The organism is Hymenobacter baengnokdamensis (assembly GCF_008728635.1).
GTDB classification, from domain to species: Bacteria; Bacteroidota; Bacteroidia; order Cytophagales; family Hymenobacteraceae; genus Hymenobacter; species Hymenobacter baengnokdamensis.
Genome location: NZ_CP044285.1, coordinates 1,234,006 through 1,260,366, shown reverse-complemented (window position 1 = coordinate 1,260,366; position 26,361 = coordinate 1,234,006). Strand labels below are relative to the sequence as shown.

At 58.8% G+C, this 26,361-nt stretch carries 31 protein-coding genes; 16 read left to right on the top strand and 15 right to left on the bottom strand.

The window, feature by feature from the left end; translation table 11 throughout:
* Positions 1–12 precede the first annotated feature (12 nt).
* The 3 genes from F6X24_RS05395 (at position 13) to F6X24_RS05385 (ending at position 3,481) form a co-directional block, all read left to right on the top strand.
* Complete coding sequence (locus tag F6X24_RS05395; protein WP_229725365.1) at positions 13–1,365, top strand: 4Fe-4S binding protein; 1,353 nt, start codon at positions 13–15, stop codon at positions 1,363–1,365.
* Between the two features lie 39 nt (positions 1,366–1,404).
* On the top strand, positions 1,405–2,865 hold the full coding sequence (locus F6X24_RS05390) for a cellulose synthase family protein (protein ID WP_151087040.1): 1,461 nt from the start codon (positions 1,405–1,407) through the stop codon (positions 2,863–2,865).
* A 97-nt stretch (positions 2,866–2,962) separates the two neighbouring features.
* Complete coding sequence (locus F6X24_RS05385; RefSeq protein ID WP_151087039.1) at positions 2,963–3,481, top strand: rhodanese-like domain-containing protein; 519 nt, start codon at positions 2,963–2,965, stop codon at positions 3,479–3,481.
* Between the two features lie 31 nt (positions 3,482–3,512).
* Here F6X24_RS05385 and F6X24_RS05380 read toward each other — a convergent pair whose 3' ends face one another.
* The 3 genes from F6X24_RS05380 to F6X24_RS05370 form a co-directional block, all read right to left on the bottom strand.
* Positions 3,513–4,136 (bottom strand): DUF6134 family protein, encoded by a 624-nt coding sequence (locus tag F6X24_RS05380; protein WP_151087038.1) that lies wholly within the window; start codon positions 4,134–4,136, stop codon positions 3,513–3,515.
* 86 nt (positions 4,137–4,222) lie between these two features.
* Positions 4,223–5,191, bottom strand: coding sequence for an arsenosugar biosynthesis arsenite methyltransferase ArsM (gene arsM / locus F6X24_RS05375; RefSeq protein ID WP_151087037.1), 969 nt, complete (start codon positions 5,189–5,191; stop codon positions 4,223–4,225).
* A 43-nt stretch (positions 5,192–5,234) separates the two neighbouring features.
* Positions 5,235–6,035 carry a DUF547 domain-containing protein gene (locus tag F6X24_RS05370; RefSeq protein ID WP_151087036.1) on the bottom strand — a complete coding sequence of 267 codons (801 nt, stop codon included), beginning with the start codon at positions 6,033–6,035 and terminating at the stop codon, positions 5,235–5,237.
* Positions 6,036–6,145: 110 nt separating this feature from the next.
* Between F6X24_RS05370 and F6X24_RS05365 the strand changes: the two genes are divergently transcribed.
* The 7 genes from F6X24_RS05365 to F6X24_RS05335 all read left to right on the top strand — a co-directional run bounded on the left by F6X24_RS05365 (position 6,146) and on the right by F6X24_RS05335 (position 12,132).
* On the top strand, positions 6,146–7,240 hold the full coding sequence (locus tag F6X24_RS05365; protein ID WP_151087035.1) for a BamA/TamA family outer membrane protein: 1,095 nt from the start codon (positions 6,146–6,148) through the stop codon (positions 7,238–7,240).
* A 64-nt stretch (positions 7,241–7,304) separates the two neighbouring features.
* Positions 7,305–7,994 (top strand): TIGR04283 family arsenosugar biosynthesis glycosyltransferase, encoded by a 690-nt coding sequence (locus tag F6X24_RS05360; protein WP_151087034.1) that lies wholly within the window; start codon positions 7,305–7,307, stop codon positions 7,992–7,994.
* A 9-nt stretch (positions 7,995–8,003) separates the two neighbouring features.
* Positions 8,004–9,023, top strand: coding sequence for an NAD-dependent epimerase/dehydratase family protein (locus F6X24_RS05355; protein ID WP_317132520.1), 1,020 nt, complete (start codon positions 8,004–8,006; stop codon positions 9,021–9,023).
* 4 nt (positions 9,024–9,027) lie between these two features.
* Positions 9,028–9,840 (top strand): SDR family oxidoreductase, encoded by an 813-nt coding sequence (locus F6X24_RS05350; RefSeq protein WP_229725363.1) that lies wholly within the window; start codon positions 9,028–9,030, stop codon positions 9,838–9,840.
* Positions 9,841–9,894: 54 nt separating this feature from the next.
* Positions 9,895–10,227, top strand: coding sequence for an arsenosugar biosynthesis-associated peroxidase-like protein (locus F6X24_RS05345; RefSeq protein ID WP_068229436.1), 333 nt, complete (start codon positions 9,895–9,897; stop codon positions 10,225–10,227).
* Between the two features lie 91 nt (positions 10,228–10,318).
* The gene (gene arsS / locus F6X24_RS05340) at positions 10,319–11,368 is read left to right on the top strand and encodes an arsenosugar biosynthesis radical SAM (seleno)protein ArsS (protein WP_151087032.1); all 1,050 of its coding nucleotides are present in this window, start codon (positions 10,319–10,321) and stop codon (positions 11,366–11,368) included.
* An 86-nt stretch (positions 11,369–11,454) separates the two neighbouring features.
* Positions 11,455–12,132, top strand: coding sequence for an MIP/aquaporin family protein (locus F6X24_RS05335; RefSeq protein ID WP_151087031.1), 678 nt, complete (start codon positions 11,455–11,457; stop codon positions 12,130–12,132).
* 113 nt (positions 12,133–12,245) lie between these two features.
* On the opposite strand, the gene F6X24_RS05330 is transcribed toward F6X24_RS05335, so the two are convergent.
* Entirely contained in the window at positions 12,246–12,497 is a 252-nt protein-coding gene (locus tag F6X24_RS05330) for a helix-turn-helix domain-containing protein (protein ID WP_151087030.1), read from the bottom strand.
* Positions 12,498–12,577: 80 nt separating this feature from the next.
* Between F6X24_RS05330 and F6X24_RS05325 the strand changes: the two genes are divergently transcribed.
* The 4 genes from F6X24_RS05325 (at position 12,578) to F6X24_RS05310 (ending at position 15,656) form a co-directional block, all read left to right on the top strand.
* Complete coding sequence (locus tag F6X24_RS05325; protein WP_151087029.1) at positions 12,578–13,033, top strand: hypothetical protein; 456 nt, start codon at positions 12,578–12,580, stop codon at positions 13,031–13,033.
* 7 nt (positions 13,034–13,040) lie between these two features.
* Positions 13,041–13,469, top strand: coding sequence for a hypothetical protein (locus F6X24_RS05320; RefSeq protein ID WP_151087028.1), 429 nt, complete (start codon positions 13,041–13,043; stop codon positions 13,467–13,469).
* The gene (locus F6X24_RS05315; RefSeq protein WP_151087027.1) at positions 13,466–13,879 is read left to right on the top strand and encodes a hypothetical protein; all 414 of its coding nucleotides are present in this window, start codon (positions 13,466–13,468) and stop codon (positions 13,877–13,879) included. Before F6X24_RS05320 ends, F6X24_RS05315 begins: the two co-directional genes overlap by 4 nt.
* A 427-nt stretch (positions 13,880–14,306) precedes the next feature.
* Positions 14,307–15,656, top strand: a complete 1,350-nt coding sequence (locus F6X24_RS05310; protein WP_151087026.1) for a hypothetical protein — start codon at positions 14,307–14,309, stop codon at positions 15,654–15,656.
* Positions 15,657–15,767: 111 nt separating this feature from the next.
* Here the strand turns inward: F6X24_RS05310 and F6X24_RS05305 are convergent, their stop codons facing one another.
* Complete coding sequence (locus F6X24_RS05305) at positions 15,768–16,031, bottom strand: helix-turn-helix domain-containing protein (RefSeq protein WP_191906470.1); 264 nt, start codon at positions 16,029–16,031, stop codon at positions 15,768–15,770.
* A gap of 126 nt (positions 16,032–16,157) precedes the next feature.
* Positions 16,158–17,507: a site-specific integrase gene (locus F6X24_RS05300; RefSeq protein WP_151087024.1), complete on the bottom strand. Its 1,350-nt coding sequence runs from the start codon at positions 17,505–17,507 to the stop codon at positions 16,158–16,160.
* A gap of 429 nt (positions 17,508–17,936) precedes the next feature.
* Between F6X24_RS05300 and F6X24_RS05295 the strand changes: the two genes are divergently transcribed.
* A complete protein-coding gene (locus tag F6X24_RS05295) occupies positions 17,937–18,575 on the top strand; it encodes a CatB-related O-acetyltransferase (protein WP_151087023.1) in 639 nt (212 codons plus the stop codon).
* 96 nt (positions 18,576–18,671) lie between these two features.
* Here F6X24_RS05295 and F6X24_RS18895 read toward each other — a convergent pair whose 3' ends face one another.
* Positions 18,672–18,830 (bottom strand): hypothetical protein, encoded by a 159-nt coding sequence (locus tag F6X24_RS18895; RefSeq protein WP_191906469.1) that lies wholly within the window; start codon positions 18,828–18,830, stop codon positions 18,672–18,674.
* Positions 18,831–18,918: 88 nt separating this feature from the next.
* Here F6X24_RS18895 and F6X24_RS05290 point away from each other — a divergent pair, with 88 nt between their 5' ends.
* Complete coding sequence (locus F6X24_RS05290) at positions 18,919–20,094, top strand: hypothetical protein (RefSeq protein WP_151087022.1); 1,176 nt, start codon at positions 18,919–18,921, stop codon at positions 20,092–20,094.
* Between the two features lie 68 nt (positions 20,095–20,162).
* Here the strand turns inward: F6X24_RS05290 and coaE are convergent, their stop codons facing one another.
* The 8 genes from coaE to F6X24_RS05250 form a co-directional block, all read right to left on the bottom strand.
* Positions 20,163–20,765, bottom strand: coding sequence for a dephospho-CoA kinase (gene coaE / locus F6X24_RS05285; protein ID WP_151087021.1), 603 nt, complete (start codon positions 20,763–20,765; stop codon positions 20,163–20,165).
* Positions 20,766–20,834: 69 nt separating this feature from the next.
* Positions 20,835–21,296, bottom strand: a complete 462-nt coding sequence (locus F6X24_RS05280; protein ID WP_151087020.1) for a hypothetical protein — start codon at positions 21,294–21,296, stop codon at positions 20,835–20,837.
* Position 21,297: 1 nt separating this feature from the next.
* Entirely contained in the window at positions 21,298–21,627 is a 330-nt protein-coding gene (yajC, locus tag F6X24_RS05275; RefSeq protein ID WP_151087019.1) for a preprotein translocase subunit YajC, read from the bottom strand.
* A 154-nt stretch (positions 21,628–21,781) separates the two neighbouring features.
* Complete coding sequence (locus F6X24_RS05270) at positions 21,782–22,288, bottom strand: DUF1573 domain-containing protein (RefSeq protein ID WP_151087018.1); 507 nt, start codon at positions 22,286–22,288, stop codon at positions 21,782–21,784.
* Positions 22,289–22,367: 79 nt separating this feature from the next.
* Positions 22,368–23,369, bottom strand: coding sequence for an isocitrate/isopropylmalate dehydrogenase family protein (locus F6X24_RS05265; RefSeq protein WP_151087016.1), 1,002 nt, complete (start codon positions 23,367–23,369; stop codon positions 22,368–22,370).
* A gap of 96 nt (positions 23,370–23,465) precedes the next feature.
* Positions 23,466–23,774, bottom strand: a complete 309-nt coding sequence (locus F6X24_RS05260; RefSeq protein WP_151087014.1) for a YtxH domain-containing protein — start codon at positions 23,772–23,774, stop codon at positions 23,466–23,468.
* A gap of 119 nt (positions 23,775–23,893) precedes the next feature.
* Entirely contained in the window at positions 23,894–25,096 is a 1,203-nt protein-coding gene (gene nusB, locus F6X24_RS05255) for a transcription antitermination factor NusB (RefSeq protein ID WP_151087012.1), read from the bottom strand.
* 114 nt (positions 25,097–25,210) lie between these two features.
* Complete coding sequence (locus F6X24_RS05250) at positions 25,211–26,305, bottom strand: Glu/Leu/Phe/Val dehydrogenase dimerization domain-containing protein (RefSeq protein WP_151087010.1); 1,095 nt, start codon at positions 26,303–26,305, stop codon at positions 25,211–25,213.
* Between the last annotated feature and the right edge of the window lie 56 nt (positions 26,306–26,361).

Sequence of the window (26,361 nt, the reverse complement as noted above, 5' to 3'; positions counted from 1 at the left end):
TATAGACTATTCATGATGAATGACCTTTCTGCCCCCTCACTGGGCTTTTCGCCGCCGGCCGCCGCCACACCCCCCGGCGAAAAGCCAGTGCTGGCCGCCGTGGCCCTAGGCCTACTGGCGTTAGTAGCCGCTGCGGCCGATGCTGACGCGAGCCGCGCTCGCCTGACCTTATACCTCGCGGTGGCGCTGCTGAGTGGCGGCGCGCTGGGCTGGGCCTGGCTCACCTTTGGGCGCTCGGCGGCCGACTGGCACCCCCATGATTTGTGGCGGCGTTCCAGTACCAGCCGGGGAGCCGTGGCATGGGCTACTGGGGTGGCGCTCACGGGCTTTTACGTGGTGCTGTATTGGTTTCCGTGGCTGCTGGAAAACCTTATCCGTGCCCTCGACCCTGCTAGCCAGTGGCTGCGCCACCGGGTGGCCGACCAGTGGTTTCTCTACGGCACGTTCTATACGCTGGCGGTGCTGGTGCTGGGCGTTCGAGCCCTGTGGAAGTATCGGTTTTCGCGCTACCACTTGGCGCGTACCATGTCGGTGATGTTCTTTCAGCTGGGGTTCGGCTTTCTACTGCCGGGGCTGCTGCTGGCCTTGCAACGGCCCGAGTACTACTTCACTTACTTCTGGCCTTTGAAGTATGACTACCTGTTTCCAGGCACGGTAGCGCAACTACTGCATGGCGGCGGACTAGGAGTGTTCATGGTGTTTTGGGGCGTGGTAATGTCCTTCGTGGCCACGCCAGTGCTTACCTACTTCTTTGGCAAACGCTGGTACTGCGCCTGGGTGTGCGGCTGCGGGGGCCTGGCCGAAACCGCCGGCGACGCCTATCGCCACCTCTCAGATAAAAGCCGGCAGGCTTGGCGGTGGGAAGTGCGCCTCATTTACCCCATTTTAGGGCTGATAACGCTGCTCACGGCGCTACTATGGCTGGGGGCATCGGGGGCAGTACCGGCGCTGGGCGTGGTTACGGGCCCCTTAGGCCAGTTTTACGGCTTCGTGATTGGTAGCGTGTTTTCGGGTATCGTGGGAGTCGGTTTTTACCCCTTAATGGGCTCACGGGTGTGGTGCCGCTTCGGCTGCCCGATGGCCGCCTATCTCGGCCTGCTGCAAAAGCACTTCTCGCGCTTCCGCATCAGCACCAATGGCGGCCAGTGCATCTCGTGCGGCAATTGCTCAAATGCCTGCGAGATGGGCATTGATGTGAAGCAGTACGCCCAGCGCGGCGAACCCATTGTGCGGGCGGCCTGCGTGGGCTGCGGCCTCTGTGCCACCGCCTGCCCACGCGGCGTACTCAACCTGGAGAATGGCCCCCGCGCAGGTCGCCTGGCGGGCTCTACGTTCATCCACGCCGACTCGCTCCGCATTTTGTAGTGTACTCGGCGTGCTCCTTTCGCTTTAGTCTATCCTTTCATGCTTATTCTGGAAACCGGGCTGGTCGTCGTTTACGGCTTGTGTCTGGTGTTTATGCTGGGATTTAGCCTGACGCAGTGGCGACTCACCCGGCTAGCGCGCCGGGCACTGCTCCTCCCCCCGCCGCCTCCCCCTGCCGAGTGGCCCCTGGTGACGGTGCAGCTACCCCTCTACAATGAGCTACACGTAGTGGAACGCTTACTCGATGCAGCTGCCGCCCTAGATTACCCCGCTGGCCGGCTGCACATCCAAGTGCTCGACGACTCAACCGATGAGAGCGTGGCTCAAGCTGCCGCCCGCGTAGCGCATTACCAAGCGCGGGGCCACCGCATCACGCACGTGTGTCGTCCCAGCCGGCAAGGCTATAAGGCCGGCGCGCTAGCCCACGGCCTGACTGAAACCGACGGTGAGTTTATCGCCATCTTCGATGCTGACTTTCTGCCCGCGCCAGATTTTTTGCGGCGCGTTATTCCCTACTTCACGAGCCCCGCTATCGGGATGGTGCAAACCCGTTGGGGCCACCTCAACGAAGACACTTCCCTGCTCACCCGCCTCCAGGCGTTCGGGCTGGATGCGCATTTCCTGGTAGAGCAGGTGGGCCGGCAGGCGGGTGGGCACTTCCTTAACTTTAACGGCACTGGGGGCGTGTGGCGGCGCTCCTGCATTATGGATGCGGGCAACTGGCACGCCGACACGCTCACCGAAGACCTCGACCTGAGCTACCGCGCCCAGCTGCGCGGCTGGCACTTTCGCTACCTGCCGCAGGTGGTAGTCCCCGCCGAGTTGCCGGCTCACCTCGCCGCCCTGCGGTCGCAGCAGCACCGCTGGAACAAGGGAGCCGCCGAAACCGCCCGCAAGCACCTCAACCAAGTGTGGCGCACGCCCGCCCTCTCGCTGGCTACCAAAGTGCACGCTACCTTCCATTTGCTCAATAGCTCCGTGTTTGCCGTTATCCTGCTTATGGCTCTGCTGAGTGTGCCCCTTGTAGCCGTGCGCGCTCACCAGCCCGGCTTCAAGCTGGTGTTTCAGCTCGCCTCTGTTTTTGTCTTTACCCTGCTGCCGCTGACTACCTACTACTACACCGCTTGGCGGCGGGCGGGGCCGCGCACCGGCCAGTGGTTTGCGCCCACGTTCCTGCTCTTCCTGGCCATGTCGATGGGCCTGGCGCTGCATAACGCCCGCGCCGTGGTGCAGGGCTGGCTGCGCCGGGCCTCGCCCTTCGTGCGCACGCCTAAGCTGGGGACTGGCGGCACCGCTGGCCAAGTGGTTCACCCTACCGAAACACCTCCCTTGCCCTTGGCAGAGGGCGCGCTAACGCTCTATTTTTTGGCGGGCCTAGCGGCAGACTGTTACTACGACAGCTACGGCTTGCTGCCCTTTCACGTGCTGCTGATAGCGGGATTTGGTACGCTCACCAGCTACGCCTTGCGCCATCGGCTGACCTGGGGCAGCGGAAGCTAGCCAGCTAAGGATAGCTAACCGCTCGGCCTCCCGGCTACGTAGCTACTCGGCCAGGCCAGCCTAAGGCAGTCAGTATCCTCATTTCATCGGCAGTTTTATGACGCGCTTTTTTTCCTGGCTCGGGGTGCTGGCATTGCTGGGGTTTGTGTCTTGCCAGCACCGCCGGCCCGACACTCCCAGGACCACCAACCTCCTTTACTCGGCCATGCTCCACGGCCTACTCAAAGAGTCGGTGCCCTTCGTAAGCGTCGCCCAGCTACGGCAGCAGCCCGTGCCCATCTTACTCGATACCCGTGAGGCTCCGGAGTTTGCCGTCAGCCATTTGCGCGGGGCGCGGCTAGTGGGCTTCGATAAGTTTTCATTGGCGACCGTGGCGGACTTGCCCAAAAATGCGCCCCTAGTGGTGTACTGCTCAGTTGGGGCACGCAGCGAGAAAATCGGCGACCAGCTTCGGCGCGCTGGCTTCACCAACGTGCGCAACCTCTACGGCGGCATCTTCGAGTGGGTAAACGAGGGGCAGCCCGTCGTCACGGCAGCAAATCAGCCCACCAACCGGGTGCACGCCTATTCGCCCACCTGGGGCATCTGGCTTCGGCGCGGCCAGAAGGTATATTAACTCGTTATGAGTGGCCCGCTAAGCGTTCAAGCTACTCCGGCAGCAGACGGATGATGAAGTTCTTGAGTGGGTTCTTTTTGATAATCTTCACCAGTTGGCCATTGGCGTACTGGTACTCATCCTCGCGGCCGTCGCGCACGGCCTGCCAGCTACCCGCCTTGCCCCGGCTCAGCGCGAAATAATCACCAAAATATTCAGCAAACGCCCGCGCCTGACCCGCTGGTGGCTCGCCAAAAAATAGGTTGGTCACCGCGTAGCGGATGGGCTGCGTTTCAGTAGCCTTGTAATGGTGTTTATACTGGTCGGCTACGATGTCGTAGTGGTCACCCTTCCACTCGGCCCGCGAAGCAAAATCGCCTTGGTTGGTGTGGGCTTCCACCGTCGAGAGCAGCAACTGGCCGTTATGAAAACGGTTAATTACCTGGTAGTAAATCTTGAGGTGGTAAAGCAAAAAGTTAACCTTCACATCGCTTACCAGCGAGTAGGTTACGTCAGGTCCCACGGCGGCTTGCCGCGTGGCCGTCATGCTTCCGACCCGAATACCCGCCACCTCAATGCTATAATGGCGTACCTCGGCCGCAGCGAGCGGCGAAGCATCCCCAACCGAGGTACTCAACGGCAGGAAAGTTAGTAAAAGCAGATTGAGAGTAAGCATACTGGCCTGACCACCGAAATAGTAAAAAGGAACGTCATGCTGGACAAGGCGCAGCATGACGTTCCGAGAGGTATTCCAAGGACTACTTAGCAGCAGCCACCCCCATCGTAGTGGTAGGTTGAGGGCGAGATGAAGATGTCGTCGCGGCCTAAGCTAGCCAGTGCGCCGGCAGTTTTGTCGCATACAGCCAGGGGCTGGTTTTGCAGCAGCACGTGGCCTTTGTGGTCGTCAAAATACTCTTCGGCCCCGTAATAGATGGCGGTGCGGCCGGTGAAAATGCAAGGCCCATCGGCTGGCATGGGGTCCTTAATGGCGCACACCTCCACGCTCTCGATGAAAATCAGCTCATCGGTGGCGTAGTGCTGCGGCGAGAGCACCCGGTAGGCTCGCTTGGCGCGCACTTCCACCGTGCCGAAACCCACCTCAGTTATCATATTGAGGTACTCCTGCAAGGGCAGTGAGCCAGTAAGGCAAAGGGCACGCAGGCGCTCATCGGCCCGCAGTTCGTCACTCATAGGCTGCTCGCAGGTCGGGTCCGACATCACGAGGCGGCCGTGGGGCTTGAGCACCCGGTAGGTTTCCTGAAGGGCGCGGCGTAGGTCGTCGAGCTTGAAGATGTTGAATAAACAGTTTTGGGCCGCCACGTCTACGCTCTCGTCGGCTACCGGGAGGTGCAGGGCATCGCCAGCGCGCAGGTCCACAAATTCCGGCTGGAACCACTCGTTTTGTTCGGCGGCAGTTTGCATGTTTTCGCGCGAGGCGTCGAGCATTTCGTTCACCACGTCTACGCCAATCACAGCTCCCGGCCGACGGCTGAAGTAAGCAAATTGCAGCAACTCCATGCCGCCCCCTACGCCCACGTAGAGCACTGTGGGCGAGTTAGTCAAGTCGCGCGGGTTCACGGTGCTGCCGCAGCCGTAGTTCATACTCAGCATACGTTGCGGAATACTCAGACCGGGCAGCTGCCACACGGGGTTGGTAGTGCAGCAGAGGCCCACCTGGGGCTCCTGGGCCGCTTGGCGGTACACGTCGGCGGTGGTTTCGAGATAACTCATGAATAGGGAGAGAAGTAGCGTGGTGGACGAAGCTACGGCTGGGTTACTGCTTGTTCAGGTTCCAGTTATAGTCCAGGTAAGTAATCTTGGTGTTGTCGTCAATCTTGGTGGTCGAGTAGCGGTTGACCCACTTTACCACCGACTGGCCATTCTTCTGCCAATCGCCCTTGTACCAGTCAAAATATTTCGAGAGCTGCGCCTCCGACTTGCTGATTTTGTTCTTGGCCGGGTTGTTCAGAAAGTCGTGGCCCTGGTCATCGAGCTGCTTCTCCAGTTGCGCGGCCGTGTAAGCCTCGTTACGAAGACGCGGGCAGGAGATGGACGCGCATACCAACGTAAAGTGGATGCGCGGGTCGTCGTACTTCTTGCGCAAAATCCCGTGCTCGATGTTGTCGAGGCTCATCTGCTGGCCCCCAATGCTGAAGAACTTGGCCGCCCAGGGCGTGGTCACGAACGGAATCTTGATTTTCGAGCCAATATCCTTGATGCTCTGCACCGGGTAGTGATTGAGGATGAGGCGGATAGTGTAGGCGTTGTAGGCATTTATCCAATACGCCATCTGGTCGGCCTTACTCCAGTTGGCCGCTGGCGGGTTTTTGCTCAGCAGGGCCAGGTACTGATTAAAAGTCACCTCATCAGCCTTAAATCCTTGATAGTCAACTAGACCCTGAGCAGTTACGTGCTTTTTGAGCAGCTTGTCGTAGGCGCTGTGGTCAACCAACGCCCCGGTGGCGGCCACAGTGTAGGTGGGCTCCGATACAGGATTGAGGCCGGGCACCACTACGGCTAAGGCGGTAAGCGTGCCGGCCGCCAGCACCAGGGCGGCCAGAGTCGAGGTTTTCATGAGCTTATTCATTGAGGACTACATACGGAAAAGGGTCACCCTAAAGATTGCTGGGCGGCAATCTCCCCGCCACGGCAATTTCGTAGACGTTAGAAATTCTAATCTCTGCCGTGTTCCTGAACACCGTACTGCTGGCCCTAGCTGGGCTAACCCCCGCCGATACGGTGCACCCCAAGCGCCTGTCGCTAATTCCGGTGCCCCTGGTGTACTACACGCCCGAAACCCGGCTGGCATATGGCGTGGCCGCCACGGCTACTGTGCATTTCAGGCGCGACGATGGGTTTGCCGCAGCCCGCCCCTCGCAACTCACCCTAGCCCTAGCCTACACCCAAAATCACCAGCTGCTGCTCTACCTGCCCTTCCAGATTTTTTACGACCACAACCGCTACTACGCCTACGGCGAGGCCGGCTACTACCGCTACAACTACTACTTCTATGGCGTGGGCCAGCGCGAAGTGCCACGCGAGCTGTACGGCGTCAATTTTCCCCGCGTGCGGCTGAATGTCTTCCGGCGCGTGGGTGCGGGCACCGGCGCGGGCAAGCTCTACGCGGGCCTGCGCTTCCAGTACGAGGACTACAGTGTGAGCAGCGTCGAAGCCGGGGGCCTGCTAGCCAGCGGCACCGTGCCCGGTGGGCTGGGCAGCCGCCTCACCGGCGGCGGGCTGGGCCTGTTTTACGATTCGCGCGACAACGTTTTCTTTCCTAAAAAAGGCGTAGTAGCCGACCTCAGTGCCTTTGTGCGCAACCGGGCCGTGGGCGCGGGTCTAGCGGGTGAGACGACCTACTTCGACCGCTACGTGGCTGATGTGTCGGAGTACCATGCGCTAGGGCAACACACCGTATTGGCCGTTAATTACTATGGCAGCTTTATCGTGGGCACGGCCCCGTTTAATGCCCTGTCGCTGCTGGGCGGCTCGCGGCGGCTGCGGGGCTACTACGAGGGCCGCTACCGCGACCAGAACGCCGCCTTGGTGCAGTCGGAACTGCGGGTGGACGTGTACAAGCGCCTGGGCGCGGTGGTATTTGGGGGCGTGGGAGCCCTGGGTAGTGAGCAGGCGGTGCTGCGCCTAAGCGAGTTGAAAGGAGCCTACGGGGCGGGCCTGCGCTTCACCGCCAATCGGCGTGACCACCTCAATGTGCGCCTCGACTACGGCTTGGGGCAGCAATCAAGCGGCTTTTACCTCACAGTCGGGGAAGCCTTTTAACCTGACCAAACCTCGTCTTTACTAATTCATGCGGAAGTTGCGGCTCCGTAGCAGTTTTGCCTGTATGCTCAGCGTAATTATTCCGACTTATAACGAAGTTGCTAACATTGGTCGGCTGGTGGCTGACTTGCGCCGCTACGCTTCGCCGGGTTCCGTCGAAATTCTGGTAGTAGACGCCCGCAGTCCCGATGGCACGGCCGAGGCCGCCCGCGCCGCCGGCGCTACTGTGCTAGAAGCTCCCAAGCCGGGCCGCGCGGCCCAGTTGAATTACGGCGCCCAGCACGCGCGCGGTGACATCTTCTATTTTGTGCACGCCGATGTGGGTATTCACCCCGACTACGTGGCCACCGTGCAAGCGGCCGTGGCTCAGGGGCACGTAGCGGGCTGCTACCGCTTTCGTTTCGACTCGCCGCACCCGCTGCTGCGCCTCAACAGCTACGGCACTCGCTTTAAAGGTATAATGAGCCGGGGCGGCGACCAGACGTTGTTCATCACCCGCGAGCTATTTGAGCAGCTCGGTGGCTTCAACGAGCAGTTTGTCATCATGGAAGACTTCGAGATTATTCAGCGCATCCAGCGGGTGGCCAGCTTTTACATCGTGCCGCTCGACGTAATAGTATCGGCCCGTAAGTACGAGACTAATAGCTGGCTCCGCGTTCAACTAGCGAACCTAACGGCCTTTGCCATGTATTTGCTCAAGCAGCCCACCCCCCGCATTGCTCGCACTTACAAGCGGATGCTTAATTATCGTTAGCTGGTGTCGTTGCCCCTGCTCCCTCGTGTGCTCGTGACTGGTGCCAACGGCTTTTTGGGCCGCCACCTCGTAGCCGAACTGCTGCGCCGGGGCTATCCCGTGCGGGCTCTCGTGCGGCCGGGCAGCGTGACCCCGGCAGCCTTGCCTTCCTTAGAATCGATGCCCATTGAGGTGTGTGAACTAGACCTAGCACAGGTAGTGCGCAAAGCAGCCCTAGCCGAAGCTATTGGTGGTTGTGCGGCCATCATTCATGCCGCTGCGGTGGCTCAGGTAAATCCGGCCCGCAGCCGAGCCGTTCGGGACACCAATATTCATGGTACCGAGCAGGCCCTGCGATTGGCGCGTAAGGGAGGAGTTAGCCGCCTTGTGTACGTGGGTACAGCTAACGTCTTTGGCTTTGGCACCAAAGCCCGGCCCGGCGACGAAACCCGGCCCTACACCGGCCACCGCTACGGCCTCGACTACATGGACAGCAAGCGTGCCGCTACCGACCGCGTGCTAGCCGCCGTGGCCCGCGAGCAGTTGCCCGCCGTGCTTGTGCACCCCACCTTTATGCTGGGCCCCGGTGATGCCAAGCCTACTTCCGGCGCGCTGCTGCTTGAACTGCGGGAAGGCCGTCTACCCGGCTACCCGCTTGGTGGCAAAAACTACGTGCACGTACACGACGTGGCCGTGGCTACGGTCAATGCCCTCACGCAGGGCCGGGTGGGCGAATCCTACATTCTGGGCAATGAGAATCTGAGCTACCGCGAAGCCTTCGCCCTCATGGCCCGCGTGGCGGGCGTGGCGCCGCCGCGCTGGCCGGTGCTACCACTGCTGGCCAGCTTGTATGGGGCTGCTTGTGATTTAAAGGCCCGCCTCACAGGCCGCGCAACGCAGGTAAACTCCGCGATGGTGGCTGTGGCCAACGACGGCCACTACTTCACGCCGCAGAAAGCCCGCGCGGAATTGTCCCTACCCCAAACTTCTATTCACCAAGCGATTGGCGAAGCCTTCGACTGGTTTAAAACTCACGGCTATGTTTCGTAACCAGATGGCCCCCTTAGTTGGACGGGTTGCCTTGATTACGGGGTCCGAATCGGGCATTGGCCGCGAAACGGCCCGTGCCTTTTGCCGGCAGGGGGCCGCTGTGGTGCTTAACGGCCGCCAGTCTGAACGCCTTGAACACACCCGCCAAGTGCTGGCTGCCGAGGGTTACCAAGTGGCGGCCTGTGTGGCCGACATCACTGACTATGCCGCCTGCGAGCGCCTGGTAGCTACCGCAATTGCTCACTTCGGTCGGCTTGACATCTTAATTACTAACGCCAGCATTTCGCAAAGGGCTTACTTCGCCGACATGCAACCGGAGGTGTTTCGGCAGGTGCTCGACAGCAACGTGTACGGCTCGGTGTACCCACTCAAAGCGGCGCTGCCGCACCTCATCCGGGCTAGGGGCAGCGTCACGTTCATTTCCTCTATTTCCGCCCTCAACGGTATGCCGAGCGGCTCGGCCTACTGCGCGGGAAAGGCCGCGTTGGCTAATCTGGCCCACACACTACGCCTGGAACTGGCCGACACAGGCGTGCATTTCGGGGTGGTGCACATTGGCTTTACTCAGAACGACCCCGATAAGCGCGTGCTCGACGCGGCGGGCCAGCCCGTACCCATTGCGTACCGCCCTCCCCGTTGGCAAAAGTCGCAAGCCCAGGTAGCGGCTATCATCCTGAGCCACGTGCGAAGGCGGCGGCGACGTACGGTTATTTCGGCCCTGGGCCGCCTTATCTTGATGGTACATTCGCTGCTACCTCAGTTGGGCGATTGGGTAGTGCTAACTTCCCAGCGCCGGATGCGCAACCTCTACGAGTAGCTGACCGGCAATCTGGCCCCCTCCTTTTTTTCGTATTTTAATAAAACCTGCTTCATGGAAACATATTACAATCCCGCTGACCTCAAAAAATTTGGAAACATCGGTGAGTTTCAGAAAGAGTTTGCCGACAAGTTTTTCGCTTACTATGGGGCCGTTTTCGCGGAAGGCGCCCTCACGGCCCGCGAAAAATCGCTCATTGCCCTGGCCGTAGCCCACGCCGTGCAGTGCCCCTATTGCATCGACGCCTACTCGGCCGATACGCTTGAAAAAGGCTGCACCGAGCCTGAAATGATGGAGGCGGTGCACGTAGCCGCTGCCATTCGCGGCGGTGCGACCCTAGTGCACGGGGTGCAAATGATGAACAAGGTTAAAGAGTTATCCATGTAAAACACCTTGGCACGGGCTTACTAGGCTGCGCCACCGCGTTGTTACCTATTGTTCCTCGGGCGGGCTCAGTGAGTTCGCGCTACTTCTCTACATGACAAAATCTCTCAAAGCCACCGGCAGTCAACTTGCTGACTCGGCTTTTCAGCTCACCGTGCTACGCCAGGAAGTGGTAGACGTGCTACATCTCCCGCCTTTTCACCAGAAGATGCGGGAAACGGGCCTATTTCCGCTGCGGCCGGTGGCGCCGGCGGTGCTGCAAATCAACGTAGGCAAGATGTGCAACCAAGTGTGCAAGCACTGCCACGTCGATGCTGGCCCTGACCGCAAGGAAATCATGACCCGCGAAACGATGCAGCTTTGCCTCGATGCGCTAGCTCAGACTGACATTCCCACGGTGGACCTCACCGGCGGTGCCCCCGAGATGAACCCCGATTTCCGGTGGTTTGTGGAGCAGATTACGGCGCTGGGCCGCAAGGTGCTGGTACGATGCAACCTCACCATCATCGTGGCCAACAAGAAGTACCACGACCTGCCCGAGTTTTTCAAAAAGCACGGCGTGGAAGTGGTCAGCTCGCTGCCCTTCTATTCGGCCGACAAAACCGACCGCCAGCGCGGCGACGGCGTGTTCGACGATTCGATTAAAGCATTGAAAATGCTCAACGCCGTAGGCTATGGCCAGTCAGGTACAGGCCTGATATTGAACTTGGTGTACAACCCAGCTGGCGCCTTTATGCCCGGCCCGCAGACGGCACTAGAGCGGCAGTTCAAGCAAGCCTTGCTCAAAGACCACGGCATTGTATTTAACAGCCTGTTTGCCATCACCAACCTGCCTGTTAGTCGCTTTCTCGACTACTTGGTCGAATCGGGCAACTACGCGGGCTACATGGAGAAGCTGGTGAACGCTTTTAATCCCGCTGCGGCGGCGGGCGTGATGTGCCGCGACACTATCTCAGTGGGCTGGGACGGTAGCCTTTATGACTGTGACTTCAACCAGATGCTTGACCTACACGTGGCCAGTACCAGCCAGCACATCCGCGACTTCGACGCGGCAGCTTTGGCCCAGCGACCCATCGTGCTGAATCAGCACTGCTATGGCTGCACGGCCGGCGCGGGCTCCAGCTGCGGTGGCACGGTAGCGTAGGTAGCCTTTATCATTTCTTCTTCTAGGTCAGTCGCCCGCGCCCAGCGCGGGCGCTTATTTTTCAGGCCTTAAAACAGGGCAACTCTATGACGTTTACCCTCCGCCAATGCCTGCTTGCCGAAGTGCTCGGCACAGCCTTTTTGCTGACTTTCGGGACGGGCGCGGTGGTAGTGGACGAGCAGGCGCATAACCTGGGCCACGGCGGGGTGGCCGCTGCCTTCGGGCTCATCGTGCTTATCATTATTCAAGGCCTCGGGCACGTGAGTGGAGCGCACGTCAACCCGGCCGTGACCATCGGCTTCTGGGCCGCCGGGCGCTTTCCGGGCCGCCGGGTGCTACCCTACGTACTGGCGCAGTTGCTGGGGGCGCTCTTGGGCAGCGGGGCGGTGTGGCTGCTCGCCTCCCCCGGCTCGTCGCTGGGTGCTACGCTGCCCGCCCACAGCGCCACTCAGGCCTTTGGTGTAGAGGTGGGTCTAACCTTCTGGCTAATGCTCATCATCCTGCGCGTCACGTCAAGCTATTACGAGCAGGGACTGCTAGTAGGCCTTACCATCAGCGCCACTGTGGGGCTAGAGGCACTGGTAGGTGGACCGCTCAGCGGGGCATCCATGAACCCGGCTCGCTCGCTGGCCCCGGCCTTACTGAGCGGTCACCTAACCGCTGCTTGGGTATACATAGCCGCCCCGTTAGCTGGTGTATTTCTAGCCGTGCTGACCAATTATCTACTAGAGCCTAAGCCAAACCCTAGCGAAAATCTTGGTTGAAAATTAACCTCGCTAATAATTTACGCCTTTATTAAACAGCTAGTTAAGTGGATTTACTGGATAGTTTATCTTGTCCAACTAGAGACGATTCTAACCACTAACCCCCCATGACACTACTCCTGTGGGGTGATGCCAGGCGCATCTATTAGGTCGCGCAGGGGTACTTGCAATACCTGCGCCAGGGAAAGCAACACTTCCAGGGTGGGGGCAGCTTGGCCCTTTTCCATGCGCTGTACAGTGGGGCGGGAAATTTCTGCATAATCCGCCAACGCCTCCTGGGTGAGCTTTCGCGCCCTGCGCAGCCGTCGCAAATGGTGGCCAAAAGCCAAAATTCCGGCCGCGTGTTTCACGGCGGCAAGCTCCATCGCGACCCGACGGCAAAAAGCATCCCTGGTGATGCATTTCGGATTTGCCGCCTTATTTTTGGGCGTTACTCTGCCAGCTCATGAAAAAATACTTACTTACCCTACTCCTACTTCTAGTGCTTCGCTCGCAGGCTAGTCCGCCTGAAATTACCGAACCCATTGGTCAACGCTTCGGCCTGCCCTTACTCGAAGTGCTAGATAGTCTACACAAAGAGGGGGTCTACCAGTATGAAGGCTACTACCGCAAGCCAGGCACCCCTACCGATGAAGTACAGGTCCATTTTCAGGATGGCGACGGTAGCCGTTCCCTCACTTACTACTTTACCAAGGGCAAGTGTAGTCTAGCCACGCTGTCGTCACCGCTAACCGAATTGGATGCCGTCGTGCGTCTCTACAACCGGCAGTTTACCAGCATTGGCGAACAATTGTGGCGGACTCCTAGTGGGGAGCGCATCAGTGTGTCGGTTCTCATTGGGGCCGAGTCTGAGCGCCGTGACGGTAAAGCACATATACGGACCATTTTCAGCCCTCAGTAGTAGTACTATGCTTGACTCTCAATTGTCTTATCAGCTAAACCCAAACCTGAGGTTATTTCTGCATTGGTCGGCACGCACGCCAGCTTTTACGAAGGAGTGGCAACTCCGTCTCCAGACTGCCGAACAAGACAGTATAAAAGCGGAAGAGCACGTAGCTGAAGCCGCCTCGATGGTGCTAAGTACCATTGAGCAGTTGGATGACCGTACGGCTCAAGTCCTGACCGACCTCTATCGCCTTAGCGGCCAAGTGCCCGCACCAATGGACAAGTTCTTGGTGGGCCCCTTAGAATTGCGGGTGGAAGAGCGGCAGTTCGCAGTAAGCCATCAGGGGAGCAACGAGCAGGTTGTTATCACCTACTGCTTAGACATCGTGCGGTACCGCTATGAGGCGATGCGGTCCACTTCTGCAATCACTGACTTTTCAGTAGCGTCATGATTCGTACACAAGGCGACTATTTGCGTATCGCGCCCGACCTAGATGTGTGGGTCACTTGGAGCACACGCATGAGCGAGGCGGTGCACAAACGCTACCACAGCGTGATGCTTGGGCAGCTAGATGGCAGTGAACGCCTGAGCAAAGGCTACGCGCGCTGGTGCCGGGCACATGACGCGGCGCTCGACCAAATCCACCGCTTTTACAAACTAACCAACAGTTTACCCGTGGCTGGTGACCGTCTTACGCACGCCGATAGCCCGGGAGGCGAGGAGCTATATATTGAACAGCGGGAATTGTTTACAACTTCTGATTCGTCCCCCATGTTGCTTGTCTACCATTTGTGTGCCGCCTATATAGAGGATTTGGAAGAGTATCAGGAAGGGGATTACGTTGAGGAGGATAACGAATGAGTGAACTACGCCGAAGTAGGAACCGCTCTAAGAGTAGTTGCGTGCCATTAGTGGGGTACCACGCCCGCACGGGAGTATAGCCGCTAGTAGTGACGAGCAGTATGTCATGGGTTAAGCTCAGTGGAGATGCATGGCTAGGGCAAAATTTGTGTATCTAAATTATAACTGAGGATTAATCTCAACCGGGACTTCCCTTTGGTTTCTTGCGCTGGCATTGCGTTTTTCGCAGTGTATGTACCTACTGCTACCCGCCACACTCGATTTGGATAAGCATCTGCTGCTGCATCCTCCACACCAAGTCCCCGACTTTAAGCGGGCTGCGCTAGCCCACCTACTCAGCTTGGTAACTGAGTTGCCTGCCCACAACCGGAAGCTAGCTCGGCGGGTGCGGGAATGGAATGGATTCGTGCCTATGAGTGCGAAGCGGATGCAACGGACCGTCCGCGACTACCACCTGTACCTGAAATACGCCGTGAAGACGGGCTTGCTTGAAACCGATGACCACTACCGGCCTGCTTCGCCCAACCGCCGGGGTAAGTGCACTGGCTACCGTTTTCCAGCAGCTTATTGCGAGCAGTCGCTAGGAGGTGGGCCAACCGCCCGTAGCCACCCCCGCGTGCAACTGGTGGCCGTAGGAGATGATAAATTTGCGGCTAAGGTTCGACTAAGTCGCCAGCACCAGCAGCGCGACCTATCGGGCAAAGAGCGGATGCGCTACCGGGAGCACCGACACCTGTTGGGCTGGCTTGAGCCAGGTGCCACGCCCTTTCGCATTGACGAACGAGCAGCATTACAGGCCGCTGCTGAAGAGTTGGCTCGCCAGCAGGTCAACCCCAGCTTGCGGCGGCGCAAGAGCGCGGGCTGGAAGCGTCGGTGGGCGCACGCTCAGGATGTGGAGCAGTTCGTAGACCCCGTGGAACAGTACAACCAACGGGTGAATACTGTCGTCCGGCTGGCGGGGCAGGAATTGAACCCTTTGTTGGACCAAGCTGGAGGGCGACTGCACACCACACTCACCAACATGAGCAGCGTGTTGCGCCCCTACCTATACGCCGAAGGCCAAGGCCAACTCGTCTCGCTAGATTTGGCCAATAGCCAGCCATTTTTGCTCAACCTGCTACTGGACCCCATATTTTACAACCCAGCGTTGCAGAAGCACGCGGGCGTCCGCGGGCGCTTGAGGTGGAAGGAGGTGGGGAAGGAGATAAGGGAGAGGAATAAGGAGAGAGGAGGGGATATTGACATTATGTTAGTAAATACCCTACATGAAGCTGAGCAGCAAGAGCTTGATAAATTTCGCGAGTGGACAAGCTCCGGGCAGTTTTACCAGCGGCTGCGGGAGGCTATGGCTGAGTTGGGCGAAGAAGAGGCCAACCTGGCAGCAACGCTGGGCGCCGTGAAGGAACTCATCTTTCTGGTGCTCTTTAGTAAGAACAACTACTCCACGCCCGGAAAGCGAGCTTTCACCAAGATATTTCCAACCGTGGATAAAGTCGTGCGCCTCTTGAAAAAGGGAGACCATACCGCTTTGCCCCGCTTGCTGCAAACACTTGAGGCTAGGCTACTACTGCTACGGATTGGGCGCCAAGTCGCTAAGGCGCTGCCGCAGGTGCCGATGCTGACGGTTCACGACTCGTTGGTCGTACCCCTCCCCCACGCCGACCAGGTACAACGCCTGATGGAGACGGAGCTAGCTGCGCAAGTGGGGGTGGCACCCTGTATTAAGCGAGAGCTATGGGGCCAGTACGTGTCGGCACGTCAGTACGAGGAGGCCTAGTAAAATCAGGTAGTTCACCTCATCGGTAGGCCAAGCAAACGGCGTGTTACGGCAAGGGGCTATCACCCCAACCATAACACGCCGGTCGGCAGTCAAGGATTGAAAGAGGCTTTATTTTTCCTTACGGTTGCCCACTTTAACCCAAGCCAGTAAGTCGGCCCGATTAAAATACAGCTTATTGCCCCGTTTACTGTGCGGGATGCCTCGCTGCTGCACGAGAGCATAGATGCGCGACTTGCTAAGGCGCGTGATTTCTACTGCAAGGTCAATACCGCCAACCGCCTCCGTAGACGCAGCGTGGGGGGTTTGCAGAAGGGCGGCGAGTTCCTGCCGCACGATGTTGCGGAACTCATCCAGGATGTGGGCGAAGCCCACGTTGAGAGTAAGGGAGGGTGCGATAAGTAATTAGGGTTAGTTGGAAAACTCACTCGGCAGCTACTGATAGGTGCTACTAAGTATCCGTAAAATTGCAACGGAACCCACCGCATATTTTTATGACATTTACGGCTCGGTCAAAGTTTTTTTGGGCTTACGCAACAACCCTTCTAAGGCTAAATCGACCTGCGCGGAAGCGAAGTCATCAAGATAGGTAGCGGTCACGGCTGCCGTCTTATGACCCATCAATTGCGAAACTATTCCAATATTGTCAATTTCCTGATGCAGGTTGGTAGCGAAGGAGTGACGGGCCACGTAGGTCGTGAGAGAAATCGAGATGCCAACCTCCTCGGCCACCACCTTCAAGTCCTTGTTAACCATGCCCATCACTTTATGCAAGCGGTTATCAATCTGAGTTGGGCTCATATGGCGCCCCGAATCTAAAATAGGAAATACATAGCTTTTCGCGGAAGCCCGCGTCAACGGCTCGTAGGCCATCAGGATAGCAGCGGCAGGCTCCAACAGCCGGAAGGCGAACTTACCGCCAGTTTTCTGGCGCGCGTAATGGAGTCGCTCGGGCTGGCCGTTTGCGTTGAAGCTCACATCCTGCCAGCGTAGCTGAGCTAGGTCCACGAAGTTGATGCCCCCCACATAAAAGGAAAAAAGGAATACCTCCTTCGCCAGGCGCTGCCGGTCGGTAACTGGCTCGAAGTCCTCAATGCGCTCCACGGCCTCGCGAGGAAGCGCCCGCTTAGCAGTACTCACGTCGAACTTGCCGATGCTGAACTTGTGCTTCTCGGCCACAGTGCGGGCGAAGGGATAATGCTCAGGCTTAGCAGCGCCGGTCGCGATGGCTTTATTAAACACAGCTCGCAGGGTGCGGAAGCGATTGGAAAGCGTCGTATCAGCGGCCCCAGTGGCACGCAACGCATTTTCCCATTCTTGGCAAAAGGCTACGTTGATGCGCTCAAAGGGCAGGTCAGCTACCTCGTATTCCATTTTGATGAACTTCCGAAGCTGGCTAGCTAAATCACGATGCACGCTGGCGTTTTTCAATTTTTTCGCCAGCACCATACTCTGAGCTAACTCTTCGATATAGGCCAGCAATAGCACGCGGCGCGTAGCCTTGCGACTCTCCACTGCCTTAGCGGCAACGGCAGGCGCATCGTGTTGCTCGTCGGCCCTGGCAAGCTCCGTGGCCGCCTTGCTGTACTTCCGCTCCTCCTTCTCTAGGTCCGTCAGTAAGTCTTCGCGGTGGGGCTCGGGATAGCTCTTGCGGATGGCGTCGCGGTAGTTGCTCTTCTCGGCGTTCCAGTATTTAGGCAGCAGCGAGAGGCCGGTCGCTAGATACTTGCGTTTGCGGTCCTTGGTGATGCACACCATGAAAGGGTGACTGCCATCAGCCAGGGTTTTGCTTGTGTAATAGACAATACGGACCGTAGCCCGTCCCTCTTTGTACTCAGTGGTTTTGCTCATGGTGTAAACCGCGTTGGTTTACACGTCGGTTTACACAAATGTAGTGAAAATACCAGTAATAATCACTAGACCTAATTAACCAATATGCCCTTTAAGGCTGTTTTAAGCAATATTTAAGCTGCATCAGTTAACAACAACCACTACCATACCTCTGCCTTACAAGCAGAGGGTCACTGGTTCGAACCCAGTATCTCCCACGTTGATAAACACCCACTTAGCTGCAAAGCTGAGTGGGTGTTTTGCTTTTTAATTACACAAGTCTGTTGAAACTACCAGCTGGGTCTTACTTGTGGCCTCACCAAGGGCCGCAAGTTTAGGAGCAACCGAACGTTTTGGACGTTGAGACAAGGGGTTCGTGCATCTTGTCGTCGGCTGCGCTTATTTTTAGCGCTGCCGCTTGTGGCTTTATTTGGACCCATGTGCCAGCTTATGGCTGCTCCCGACGCCTCTACCGTTTTCCCGCTGGCGGGCTACGACCGGCTTTGCTTTCTACAAAACCTGGTGCAACACCCGCAAATTAGCGTGGGCGCTTATACCTATTACGATGATGCCGAGACGGTTGACAACTTTTTGCGGCAGGTACGCTACCTCTTCGACTTTACCGGCGACCGGCTGCGCATTGGCAAGTTTTGCATGGTAGCTTCGGGCGTCGAGTTTATTATGAACGGTGCCAACCACCTTACCCACGCGGTTACGGCCTACCCCTTCGCCGTGTTTGGCCACGACTGGCAGGGGGCGATGGCCGGCAAAGCCTACCCCCGCAAAGGCGACACGGTAATTGGCAACGACGTGTGGCTGGGCTACCGCGCCGCCATTTTGCCCGGCGTTCATATCGGCGACGGTGCAATCGTGGGGGCTTACTCGGTGGTAACGAAAGATGTGCCGCCGTACAGCATCGTGGGTGGCAACCCCGCCCAGCAGCTGCGCCCGCGTTTCGACGCAGCCACCGTGCAGCGCCTGCTGGCCCTGCGCTGGTGGGACTGGCCCATCGAAAAAATCACGCAGCACGTAGGGTTGCTGACCGGAGACGTGCAAGCGTTTCTGACCGTAGCGGAAGCTGCCGAATAGCGTAGCGCTGCTTAGCTGATTAAAGCGCCGGGCACTGTCACTGGCTTCGCTAGCTGCTTAAGCCAGCGGCGCCTGACAATCAGCCCAGCCAGCCGCTTAGCGGGCGGGCACGGCGGAGGCAGCCGGCAACGGGCTTTCGCGGCCCGCCAGGTACTGATGACGCCACAGCACCCAGGCCAGGCCAATGGCAGCCGTTACGAGTAGCAAGGTGTACACAATCCGGTTTTGGCGTGTCAGAATGTCGGAGCGTCTCATGCTAATTTCAGTAAAGAGAAGGCGTTTCCTCAACGCAGCGGGCGGGCCCAGGGTTTTGCCAGCAGCGCAGGGCCGCTACCTTTGCCCAATGCCTTTGCTTGAAGTTAATTCTGCTACCCGGCAGCGGCAGTTTTGCGCGCTGCCTCACCGCCTGCACCGCCACGAGCCCGCCTACATCGGCCCGCTCGATAATGAAGTAGAGGCCGTATTCGACCCCACTAAAAACCAGCTTTTCGCGGCGGGTGGCCAGGCGCAGCGCTGGCTGCTCACCAATGAGCGGGGCGAGGTTATCGGGCGCATCGCGGCCTTTGTTAATGCCCTTACGGCCACTGCTACCGATGCCACCCTGCCCACCGGAGGTATAGGTTTTTTTGAATGTATCAACGACCAGGCCGCCGCTAATCAGCTCTTTGAAGTGGCCTGCGCGTGGCTGCGCGGCCGGGGTATGCTGGCCGTGGATGGGCCTATTAATTTTGGCGACCGCGACCGGTTCTGGGGCGTGCTCATCGAGGGCTTCGACCGCGAGCCCAACTACGGCATGTTCTGGCACCCGGCCTACTACCAGAAGCTATTTGAGAACTACGGGTTTCAGCTCTACTTTAAGCAGTACACCTGCCACCGGCCGGTAGAAATGCCCCTGCACCCGAGCTTTCACCAGAAGCTGGCCGGCTTTGAGGCCACTGGCGAGTACCGCTTTACCCATGCCCGCCAGGCCGAGCCCGAAAAGCTGGCCCAGGATTTTCACCACGTGTATAACCTGGCCTGGGGCCGCCACGCCGGCGTAAAGCCCATGACGATGGCGCAGGCCCGCAACCTCGTACGCGAGATGAAGCCCGTGCTCGATGAGCGCCTGCTGGCCTTCGCTTACCACCACGACCAGCCGGTGGCATTCTTCCTGAGCCTGCCCGAGCTGAACCAGATTTTTAAGCACATCGGCCACCGCCTCAACCTGCCCGGCAAGCTGCGCTTTCTGTGGCAGCGCTGGCGCTACATGCAGCGGCGCGATAAGAAGCTGCTCGGCATTATCTACGGCGTAATACCTGACTATCAGGGCAAGGGCGTGGACCAGGCATTGCTTACCTGGGAGCAGCAGCGGTTCATCGAGGCCGGCTACCAGACTATCGAAATGAACTGGATTGGCGATTTTAACCCCCGCATGCTCGTTACCACGCGCAGCATCGGGGCCAAAATCGTAAAAACCCACGCCACCTACCGCAAGCTGTTCGTGGACCGCCCCTTTGAGCGCTACCCGATTATCCGATGACCTGGCAATAAGTAATGGGTAGTAGGTAATGTTGGTCAAGAATGTAGAACGACATTACCTACTACCCATTACTTATTGCCCATTCTAAAGCCGGCGTCCAGGGCCAGCACCTGGGGCAGCACCAGCTGCGAGTCGTCGTTATAGACTACGTAATCGGCCCGAGCCAGCTTTTCCTCTTCGCTGAGCTGCTTGCCCATGATGGCCTGTACGTCGGCGGCCGTGCGGTGGGCATCGCGGCGCAACACCCGGGCCGCCCGCACGTCGGCGGGTGCAAACACCGTAATAATTCCGTCGAGGGTGCGGTAGGCGCCCGACTCGTAGAGCAGGGCAGCTTCTTTGAGAATGTATGCATAGCCAGCGGCTTGCTGCGCGGCCGTCCAGGCCGCAAAGTCTGCTCCCACCCGCGGGTGCACCAGCGCATTGAGCCGCGCCAGCTGGGCTGCATCGTGGAAGGCTACTTTGGCCAGATAAGGCCGGTTTAGCTGCCCGTCGCCATCATAGGCCTCGACTCCAAAGGCGGCTTGCAGCTGCTCGCGCAGCACCAGGTCGGTAGCCATTACCCACTTGGCCCGGCTGTCAGAATCGTACACCGGCACGCCCAGCGTGGCAAACAGCCGCGCCACCACGCTCTTGCCCGAGCCTATTCCGCCAGTGATGCCGATGCGTAGCAATGCGTTTGAGTTAAAAGCTTAAGCGTGAAAATATAAGCGCTAGCGAAGGCTTCAGCCAGCTTTCACCTCTCACAACGAGTCGCCGCCCGGCACCAGGTAGTAAGTAGCCGAGTCGTTGGGCAGTGTCAGCAGCCGTACGGTGCCCAGGGCGCGGCGCAACGGGGGGCGCAGCGGCGAGCGAAAGGGCGGCGTGCCGGGCAAGCGCAGGCGCACATCGGCCGGCTGCATATGCAGGCCCATTGCCCGGCTCAGCAGGCGCCAGCCATTGCCTCGCACTTCGATGGGCACGGTGGCAGGCAGGGGCCGGGCCGGGTGATAGCGCTGCGGATTATAGTGCCAGCTCACCGGATAGTTGATGGGAGCTGTGTAGCTGTTGCTGAGCGCCCGCAGCATCCAGAGGGTACTGGCTATCAGAAAGCAGGCGATTACCGCCCGGTAAAAGCTGGGCTCTTTGCCAGCCAGCGGCCGCAGCAGGCGGCGCAGCACCTGGCTGGCCCGGCCGCCAGGTGCGGGGGGCAGCGCCGGCCTCATGCTAGCTGATGGCCGCCGTGGTACTCTCCGCAGCCGACGAGCCCGCTACCCGCGCCACGGCGCTACGGTCGAAGCGCAGGCGCTGGCCACGCTCTACTTCGAGCAGCACGGTTTCGGGGCCTACTTCTACCAGCAGGCCATGCAGGCCCCCAATGGTGACCACGCGCGTTCCTTTTACCAGCGACTCGCGGAAGGCTTTGGCATCGGCCGTTTTGCGCTGCTGCGGCCGAATCATAAAAAAATACAGCACCAGGCCAATAGCAACCGGAAAAACAAGCTGCATAATGCCGCTGCTCGCGGGAGCCTGAAGCAAAAGAGTAAGAAAAGTCATAGTCTAAAAATGGGGAAATGTGTTGAATGTGGAAATGTGGAAAAGAGGGGAGATGCGAAAAAGTGTTTTCAATGGGAACAGGTTTTTTACATCTGCATCCTGTCTTATTGCTAACCCATTTTTTACGTTTTCACATCTTTCACATTTCAATTCATTAGTTCGTCAGCACGTTACCTTTTATATATAAGGTAGTCATGTTGGGCTGCGTATTGGCCCGCACGTTTACCTGCTTGCTGATAAGGCCCTGCTTGCCGTGGCTATCGAACTGCACCTGCAGCTCGCCGGTAGCGCCGGGGGCAATGGCTTCCTTGGTCCAGCTGGGGGTGGTGCAGCCGCAGCTGGCCGTCGCATCGGCAATAAGCAGCGGCGTTTTGCCGGTGTTGGTGAACTTAAAGGTATGCTGCACCTTGCTATCGGGCCGGATATCGCCAAAATCAAACTGCTTTTCGGCAAAGGTCAGCACCGGTGCATCAGGGTTGGGAGCCTCCACATCGCTGGCTACGTTGGGGTTGTCGATGGTCGGGTTGGCTTTGGCATCGGTGGCGGCCTCTTCGGCAGCAGCATTCATGCCCTGGGTACCAGCCTCGGAGGCTTTGTCGCGATTGCAGCCCACTAACAAGGCGGCGGCAAGCAGAAAAGGGTAAGCGGCGTGGCGTAGCATAAAAGGAAGGGCAGGTAGCGCCACAACCGGACTTTCTGTTCTGGCGAAAGCGCGGTGCCGGTTCTACCTGCCCGTAAACTTACAGTTTTTCAATAACGAAGCGGGCAAACTCCTGGGTGGAAGCCCGGCCGCCCAGGTCGCCGGTGCACTGCTCTTTTAGCTTGAGCGTTTCATTGAGCGCGTGCTCGATGCGAGCAGCGTGCTCCTTTTCGCCGAGGTGCTCCAGCATGAGCAGCGCCGAGCGCAGCAGGGCAGTGGGGTTGGCCTTGCCCTGGCCGGCAATGTCGGGGGCGGAGCCGTGCACCGCCTCAAAAATGGCCATATCGTCGCCGATGTTGGCGCCGGCTACCACGCCCAGGCCGCCTACCAGCCCGGCACAGAGGTCGGAGAGAATATCGCCAAACAGGTTGGTGGTTACAATCACGTCGAACTGCTGGGGCTTGTTTACCAGCTGCATGCACATGTTGTCGATGATGCGGTCATCGTAGAATGTTACCGCCGGAAACTCGGCGGCAGCTTCTTTGCAGGCGTCGAGCATCAGCTTGCCAGCCATTTTCAGGATATTGCCCTTGTGGGCCAGCGTTACGTGCTTGCGCCCGTGCTTGGCCGCGTAGGCAAAGGCCGCGCGGCAGATTTTGCGGCAGCCCAGCACCGTGTTGCGGCTTACCGAATCGGCAATGCCCAGGCGCTCGTCCCACATTTCCAGGCCCGAATAGAGCCCTTCGGTATTTTCCCGAAACAGCACCAAATCAATTCCTTTGAAAGGGGTATTGATGCCTTCGGTGGTTTTGGCCGGGCGCAGGTTCTGATAGAGGTCGTACTTCTGGCGCAGCGTGATATTTACGCTACGAAATCCTTTGCCCACCGGCGTTGTGATGGGGCCTTTCAGGCCTACGCGGGTACGCTCCAGCGAGTCGAACAGGGCCTGGGGCAGCAGCGCGCCCTCGCTTTCGAGCGTAGTAATGCCGGCGTTGTGCTCTTCCCACCGAACCGGCACCTTGGCGGCGGCAAAAATGTCGAGAACGGCCCGGGTTATCTCCGGCCCGATACCGTCGCCAGGGGTTAACGTTACAAGATGCATAGTGCAGAAAAAAAGGTAATAAGTGCGAACCGGCTCCGGGCGGGTGCCCTTAGGTTGCTGTGCTCACAACGACACCCGCCTTAAAAAGCCGACAACTCAGAGCGCGCGCCGCGAGTTAATCTGATTGATGAGCTGGTCTACATCGCCGAGCAGCTGTTCCGCTTTGCTTTTGGCATCCTGAATCACGCGCTGGCCCTCGCTCTTGGCCGATGACGGGGCATTGTCGCGGCTCGTTACCAGGCTTTCGGTGAGGTCGGCCAGCACCGAGCGGTACTTCTCCAGCTGGTAGCTGAGCCAGGAGCGGGTTTCGCGCCCGGTTTCGGGCGCGTAGAGGAGGCCGATGGCGGCTCCTGCCAGAGCGCCGCCCGTGAAGCACAACAATCCGGTGGTGGTTTTGCTAGCCATGTTTTTTGAGTGGTTAATTGATTAATGGTTAATGGTTAGTCTTATCGTGGTCAGTTGCCAACGCCGCCCGAACTCTGAACGGTATTAACCATTGACCATTACTTGATTAACCATTGAGCTTACTGGTTATCCAGCAGGCCCCGGCCCGACTTGCGGATTTCGCCGCTGGCAGCTAAATCCTGGGCCAGCTTATCCAGAATGCCGTTTACGAATTGTTTGCTCTTTGGGGTGCTATAAATCTTGCTAATCTCGATGTACTCGTTGATGGTCACCTTCACGGGAATGCCGCGAAAAAGCTGCATCTCGCACAGGGCCATCTTCAGAATGATTTTGTCGAGCAAAGCTACCCGCTCCACGTCCCAGTTCTGCGTCGATTCGGCAATGAGCTTTTCCGACTTGGCATCGTCGGCCAGGGTCTGGTTATAGAGCGTTTCGGCAAAGTCGCGGTCGTCCTGCCAGTTGGCGCTCAGGTTCATCAGCTCCTGCTTCTCATCGGCGCCGTAGGGCAGCATTTTCAGGGTTTTAAGCACCAGGTTACGCACGATGGGCCGGTTTTCCTCCCAGTTCAGGTCGTTGCTTTCGAGGTAGCGGGGCAGCTCTTCGCCCTTGAATACGAAGTCTTTGTAGAGATGCCGCAGCAGCTCCATATCGGCTTCGTAGTCGGTTTCGACCAGGCCGGTATTCTTGCCGGCGAGGTACGCCTGCACCGCCTCGTCGGGCTTCATCTCCCGCTGCCAGGCCGCGCGCAGCGCTTCCAGCTCGTCGCTATCGGTCCATTGCAGCTTACGCTTAATGGTAGCTTGCACCAGCTGCTCGTTTTCGCGCAGCTTGGCAAAGGCCGCGTTCTCAAACAGCCGGGCCGTACCCTCCGCCTCGAAGCGCGGGCCGGTAAAGCGGCGGGCCTCGCGCTCGTTGTCTTCGGTAATCACCTGGAGCAGCGCCTGCGGCATATTCAGCAGGTGCAGGTATTGGTCGTGAATGCTCTCGGCCCCGTGCAGCAGCTGCCCGCCATAAAACGCGCCTTCCTTCTGCACCAGCTTCTGGTAATAGTCGATGGCGGCCTTCACGGCGGCGGCTACTTCCTTATCATCGGAGCCCGACTCGGGCACGTCGCCGGTGCGGTGCCATTCGCGCAGCTGCGCTTCGCCCAGCTTGCGCTGGCCTTCGAGCAGGCGGCGGTCGGGCGCTTCAGCGGCACTCAGGTCGGGCTCAAAAGCCGCCGCAATGCGGTCCTGGGCCAAGAGCAAATCGGCGGCAACCGCTTGCTGGTAGGCATAAAGGGCCTGCATGACTTTGATGCGGAGAAGACGGCGGTTTAGCATGGGTTAGTTGTCAGTTGTCAGTTGTTAGTTGTCAGTTGTCAGTTGCTTGTTGTTGGTCGTCAGTAGTTCTTTATGAGACTAACGACTGACAACGAGCAACTGACAACCAACCTTTTAGTACGTCGATTTTACGCGGCCCACGCGCTCGATGCGCTCCTGGGCCTGGCGGATGGCGGCCGCCTGGGGGTGGCTATTTTCCTGCTCGGCTTTGTCGAGCACTTGCAGGGTGTAGTCGTAGATTTTTTCGGTCTGGGCCAGCGCGCCCTGGCGGCTGCTGCCGCTTACTTCGGAATACACATTTATAAGGCCACCGGCATTTATCAGAAAATCGGGGGCGTACACGATGCCGCGGCGCACCAGCTCGGGGCCGTGCTCGTTTTCCTTTTCCAGCTGGTTATTAGCCGAACCGGCAATAACGCGGCACTTCAGGCGGCCGATGGTGTCGTCGTTGATGGTAGCGCCGAGCGCGCAGGGCGAGTAGATATCCACGTCCTGGTCGTAAATCTCGTCGAGCCCCACGGCCCGCGCCCCGAAGCGGCTGGCGGCCTCGTAGGCACGCTCCTCGTAATAGTCAGTAAGCACTATATTTGCTCCCTCCTTCTGCAGGTGCTCCAGCAGGTAAGTACCCACGTGGCCTACGCCCTGCACCGCAATGCGCTTGCCGGCGAGGCTATCCGAGCCGAAGGCTTTCTTGGCGGCGGCCTTCATGCCCATGTAGGTGCCGTAGGCCGTAACGGGCGAAGGGTCGCCCGAGCCGCCCATGCTCTCGGGCAGGCCGGCTACGTGCTTGGTTTCCATGCGGATATACTCCATGTCCTTGGTGGTCATGTTCACATCCTCGGCCGTGATATACTTGCCGTTCAGGTTATTTACGAAGCGGCCAAACTTGCGCAGCAGCGCCTCGTTTTTCAGCTGCTTGGCATCGCCGATAATCACGGCTTTGCCGCCACCCAGGTTCAGGCCCGAGATGGCAGCCTTGTAGGTCATGCCCCGGCTCAGGCGCAGCACGTCGTGCAGGGCTTCGGCCTCGGTGGCGTAGTGCCACATGCGGGTGCCCCCCAATGCGGGCCCCAGGACGGTGTTGTGGATGCCGATAATGGCCTTGAGGCCGGTTTCGTGGTCGTGGCAGTACACCACCTGCTCGTGCTGAAATTCGGCTACCTGCTCAAAAATAGGAGCGGGCACCTGGGTTGGCGCGTCGAGTACCATAGGGTTAAAAAGGAAAAATGGGTGGGATGGGGAGGGAAGAGTGGGGCGTAACTTTG

Excerpts from the sequence above, each read along its gene's own strand:
- F6X24_RS05280 (WP_151087020.1), bottom strand. The coding sequence starts at position 21,296 with ATGAGGCCGGCGCTGCCCCCCGCACCTGGCGGCCGGGCCAGCCAGGTG.
- F6X24_RS05250 (WP_151087010.1), bottom strand. The coding sequence starts at position 26,305 with ATGGTACTCGACGCGCCAACCCAGGTGCCCGCTCCTATTTTTGAGCAG.
- yajC (WP_151087019.1), bottom strand. The coding sequence starts at position 21,627 with ATGACTTTTCTTACTCTTTTGCTTCAGGCTCCCGCGAGCAGCGGCATT.
- arsM (WP_151087037.1), bottom strand. The coding sequence starts at position 5,191 with ATGAGTTATCTCGAAACCACCGCCGACGTGTACCGCCAAGCGGCCCAG.
- F6X24_RS05315 (WP_151087027.1), top strand. The coding sequence starts at position 13,466 with ATGATTCGTACACAAGGCGACTATTTGCGTATCGCGCCCGACCTAGAT.
- F6X24_RS05300 (WP_151087024.1), bottom strand. The coding sequence starts at position 17,507 with ATGAGCAAAACCACTGAGTACAAAGAGGGACGGGCTACGGTCCGTATT.
- F6X24_RS05320 (WP_151087028.1), top strand. The coding sequence starts at position 13,041 with ATGCTTGACTCTCAATTGTCTTATCAGCTAAACCCAAACCTGAGGTTA.
- F6X24_RS18895 (WP_191906469.1), bottom strand. The coding sequence starts at position 18,830 with ATGAGACGCTCCGACATTCTGACACGCCAAAACCGGATTGTGTACACC.
- F6X24_RS05295 (WP_151087023.1), top strand. The coding sequence starts at position 17,937 with ATGGCTGCTCCCGACGCCTCTACCGTTTTCCCGCTGGCGGGCTACGAC.
- F6X24_RS05380 (WP_151087038.1), bottom strand. The coding sequence starts at position 4,136 with ATGCTTACTCTCAATCTGCTTTTACTAACTTTCCTGCCGTTGAGTACC.
- F6X24_RS05350 (WP_229725363.1), top strand. The coding sequence starts at position 9,028 with ATGGCCCCCTTAGTTGGACGGGTTGCCTTGATTACGGGGTCCGAATCG.
- F6X24_RS05345 (WP_068229436.1), top strand. The coding sequence starts at position 9,895 with ATGGAAACATATTACAATCCCGCTGACCTCAAAAAATTTGGAAACATC.
- F6X24_RS05335 (WP_151087031.1), top strand. The coding sequence starts at position 11,455 with ATGACGTTTACCCTCCGCCAATGCCTGCTTGCCGAAGTGCTCGGCACA.
- F6X24_RS05385 (WP_151087039.1), top strand. The coding sequence starts at position 2,963 with ATGACGCGCTTTTTTTCCTGGCTCGGGGTGCTGGCATTGCTGGGGTTT.
- F6X24_RS05325 (WP_151087029.1), top strand. The coding sequence starts at position 12,578 with ATGAAAAAATACTTACTTACCCTACTCCTACTTCTAGTGCTTCGCTCG.
- F6X24_RS05330 (WP_151087030.1), bottom strand. The coding sequence starts at position 12,497 with ATGGAGCTTGCCGCCGTGAAACACGCGGCCGGAATTTTGGCTTTTGGC.
- F6X24_RS05360 (WP_151087034.1), top strand. The coding sequence starts at position 7,305 with ATGCTCAGCGTAATTATTCCGACTTATAACGAAGTTGCTAACATTGGT.
- F6X24_RS05310 (WP_151087026.1), top strand. The coding sequence starts at position 14,307 with ATGCAACGGACCGTCCGCGACTACCACCTGTACCTGAAATACGCCGTG.
- F6X24_RS05260 (WP_151087014.1), bottom strand. The coding sequence starts at position 23,774 with ATGGCTAGCAAAACCACCACCGGATTGTTGTGCTTCACGGGCGGCGCT.
- F6X24_RS05290 (WP_151087022.1), top strand. The coding sequence starts at position 18,919 with ATGCCTTTGCTTGAAGTTAATTCTGCTACCCGGCAGCGGCAGTTTTGC.
- nusB (WP_151087012.1), bottom strand. The coding sequence starts at position 25,096 with ATGCTAAACCGCCGTCTTCTCCGCATCAAAGTCATGCAGGCCCTTTAT.
- F6X24_RS05395 (WP_229725365.1), top strand. The coding sequence starts at position 13 with ATGATGAATGACCTTTCTGCCCCCTCACTGGGCTTTTCGCCGCCGGCC.
- F6X24_RS05270 (WP_151087018.1), bottom strand. The coding sequence starts at position 22,288 with ATGCTACGCCACGCCGCTTACCCTTTTCTGCTTGCCGCCGCCTTGTTA.
- F6X24_RS05265 (WP_151087016.1), bottom strand. The coding sequence starts at position 23,369 with ATGCATCTTGTAACGTTAACCCCTGGCGACGGTATCGGGCCGGAGATA.
- F6X24_RS05390 (WP_151087040.1), top strand. The coding sequence starts at position 1,405 with ATGCTTATTCTGGAAACCGGGCTGGTCGTCGTTTACGGCTTGTGTCTG.
- arsS (WP_151087032.1), top strand. The coding sequence starts at position 10,319 with ATGACAAAATCTCTCAAAGCCACCGGCAGTCAACTTGCTGACTCGGCT.
- F6X24_RS05370 (WP_151087036.1), bottom strand. The coding sequence starts at position 6,035 with ATGAAAACCTCGACTCTGGCCGCCCTGGTGCTGGCGGCCGGCACGCTT.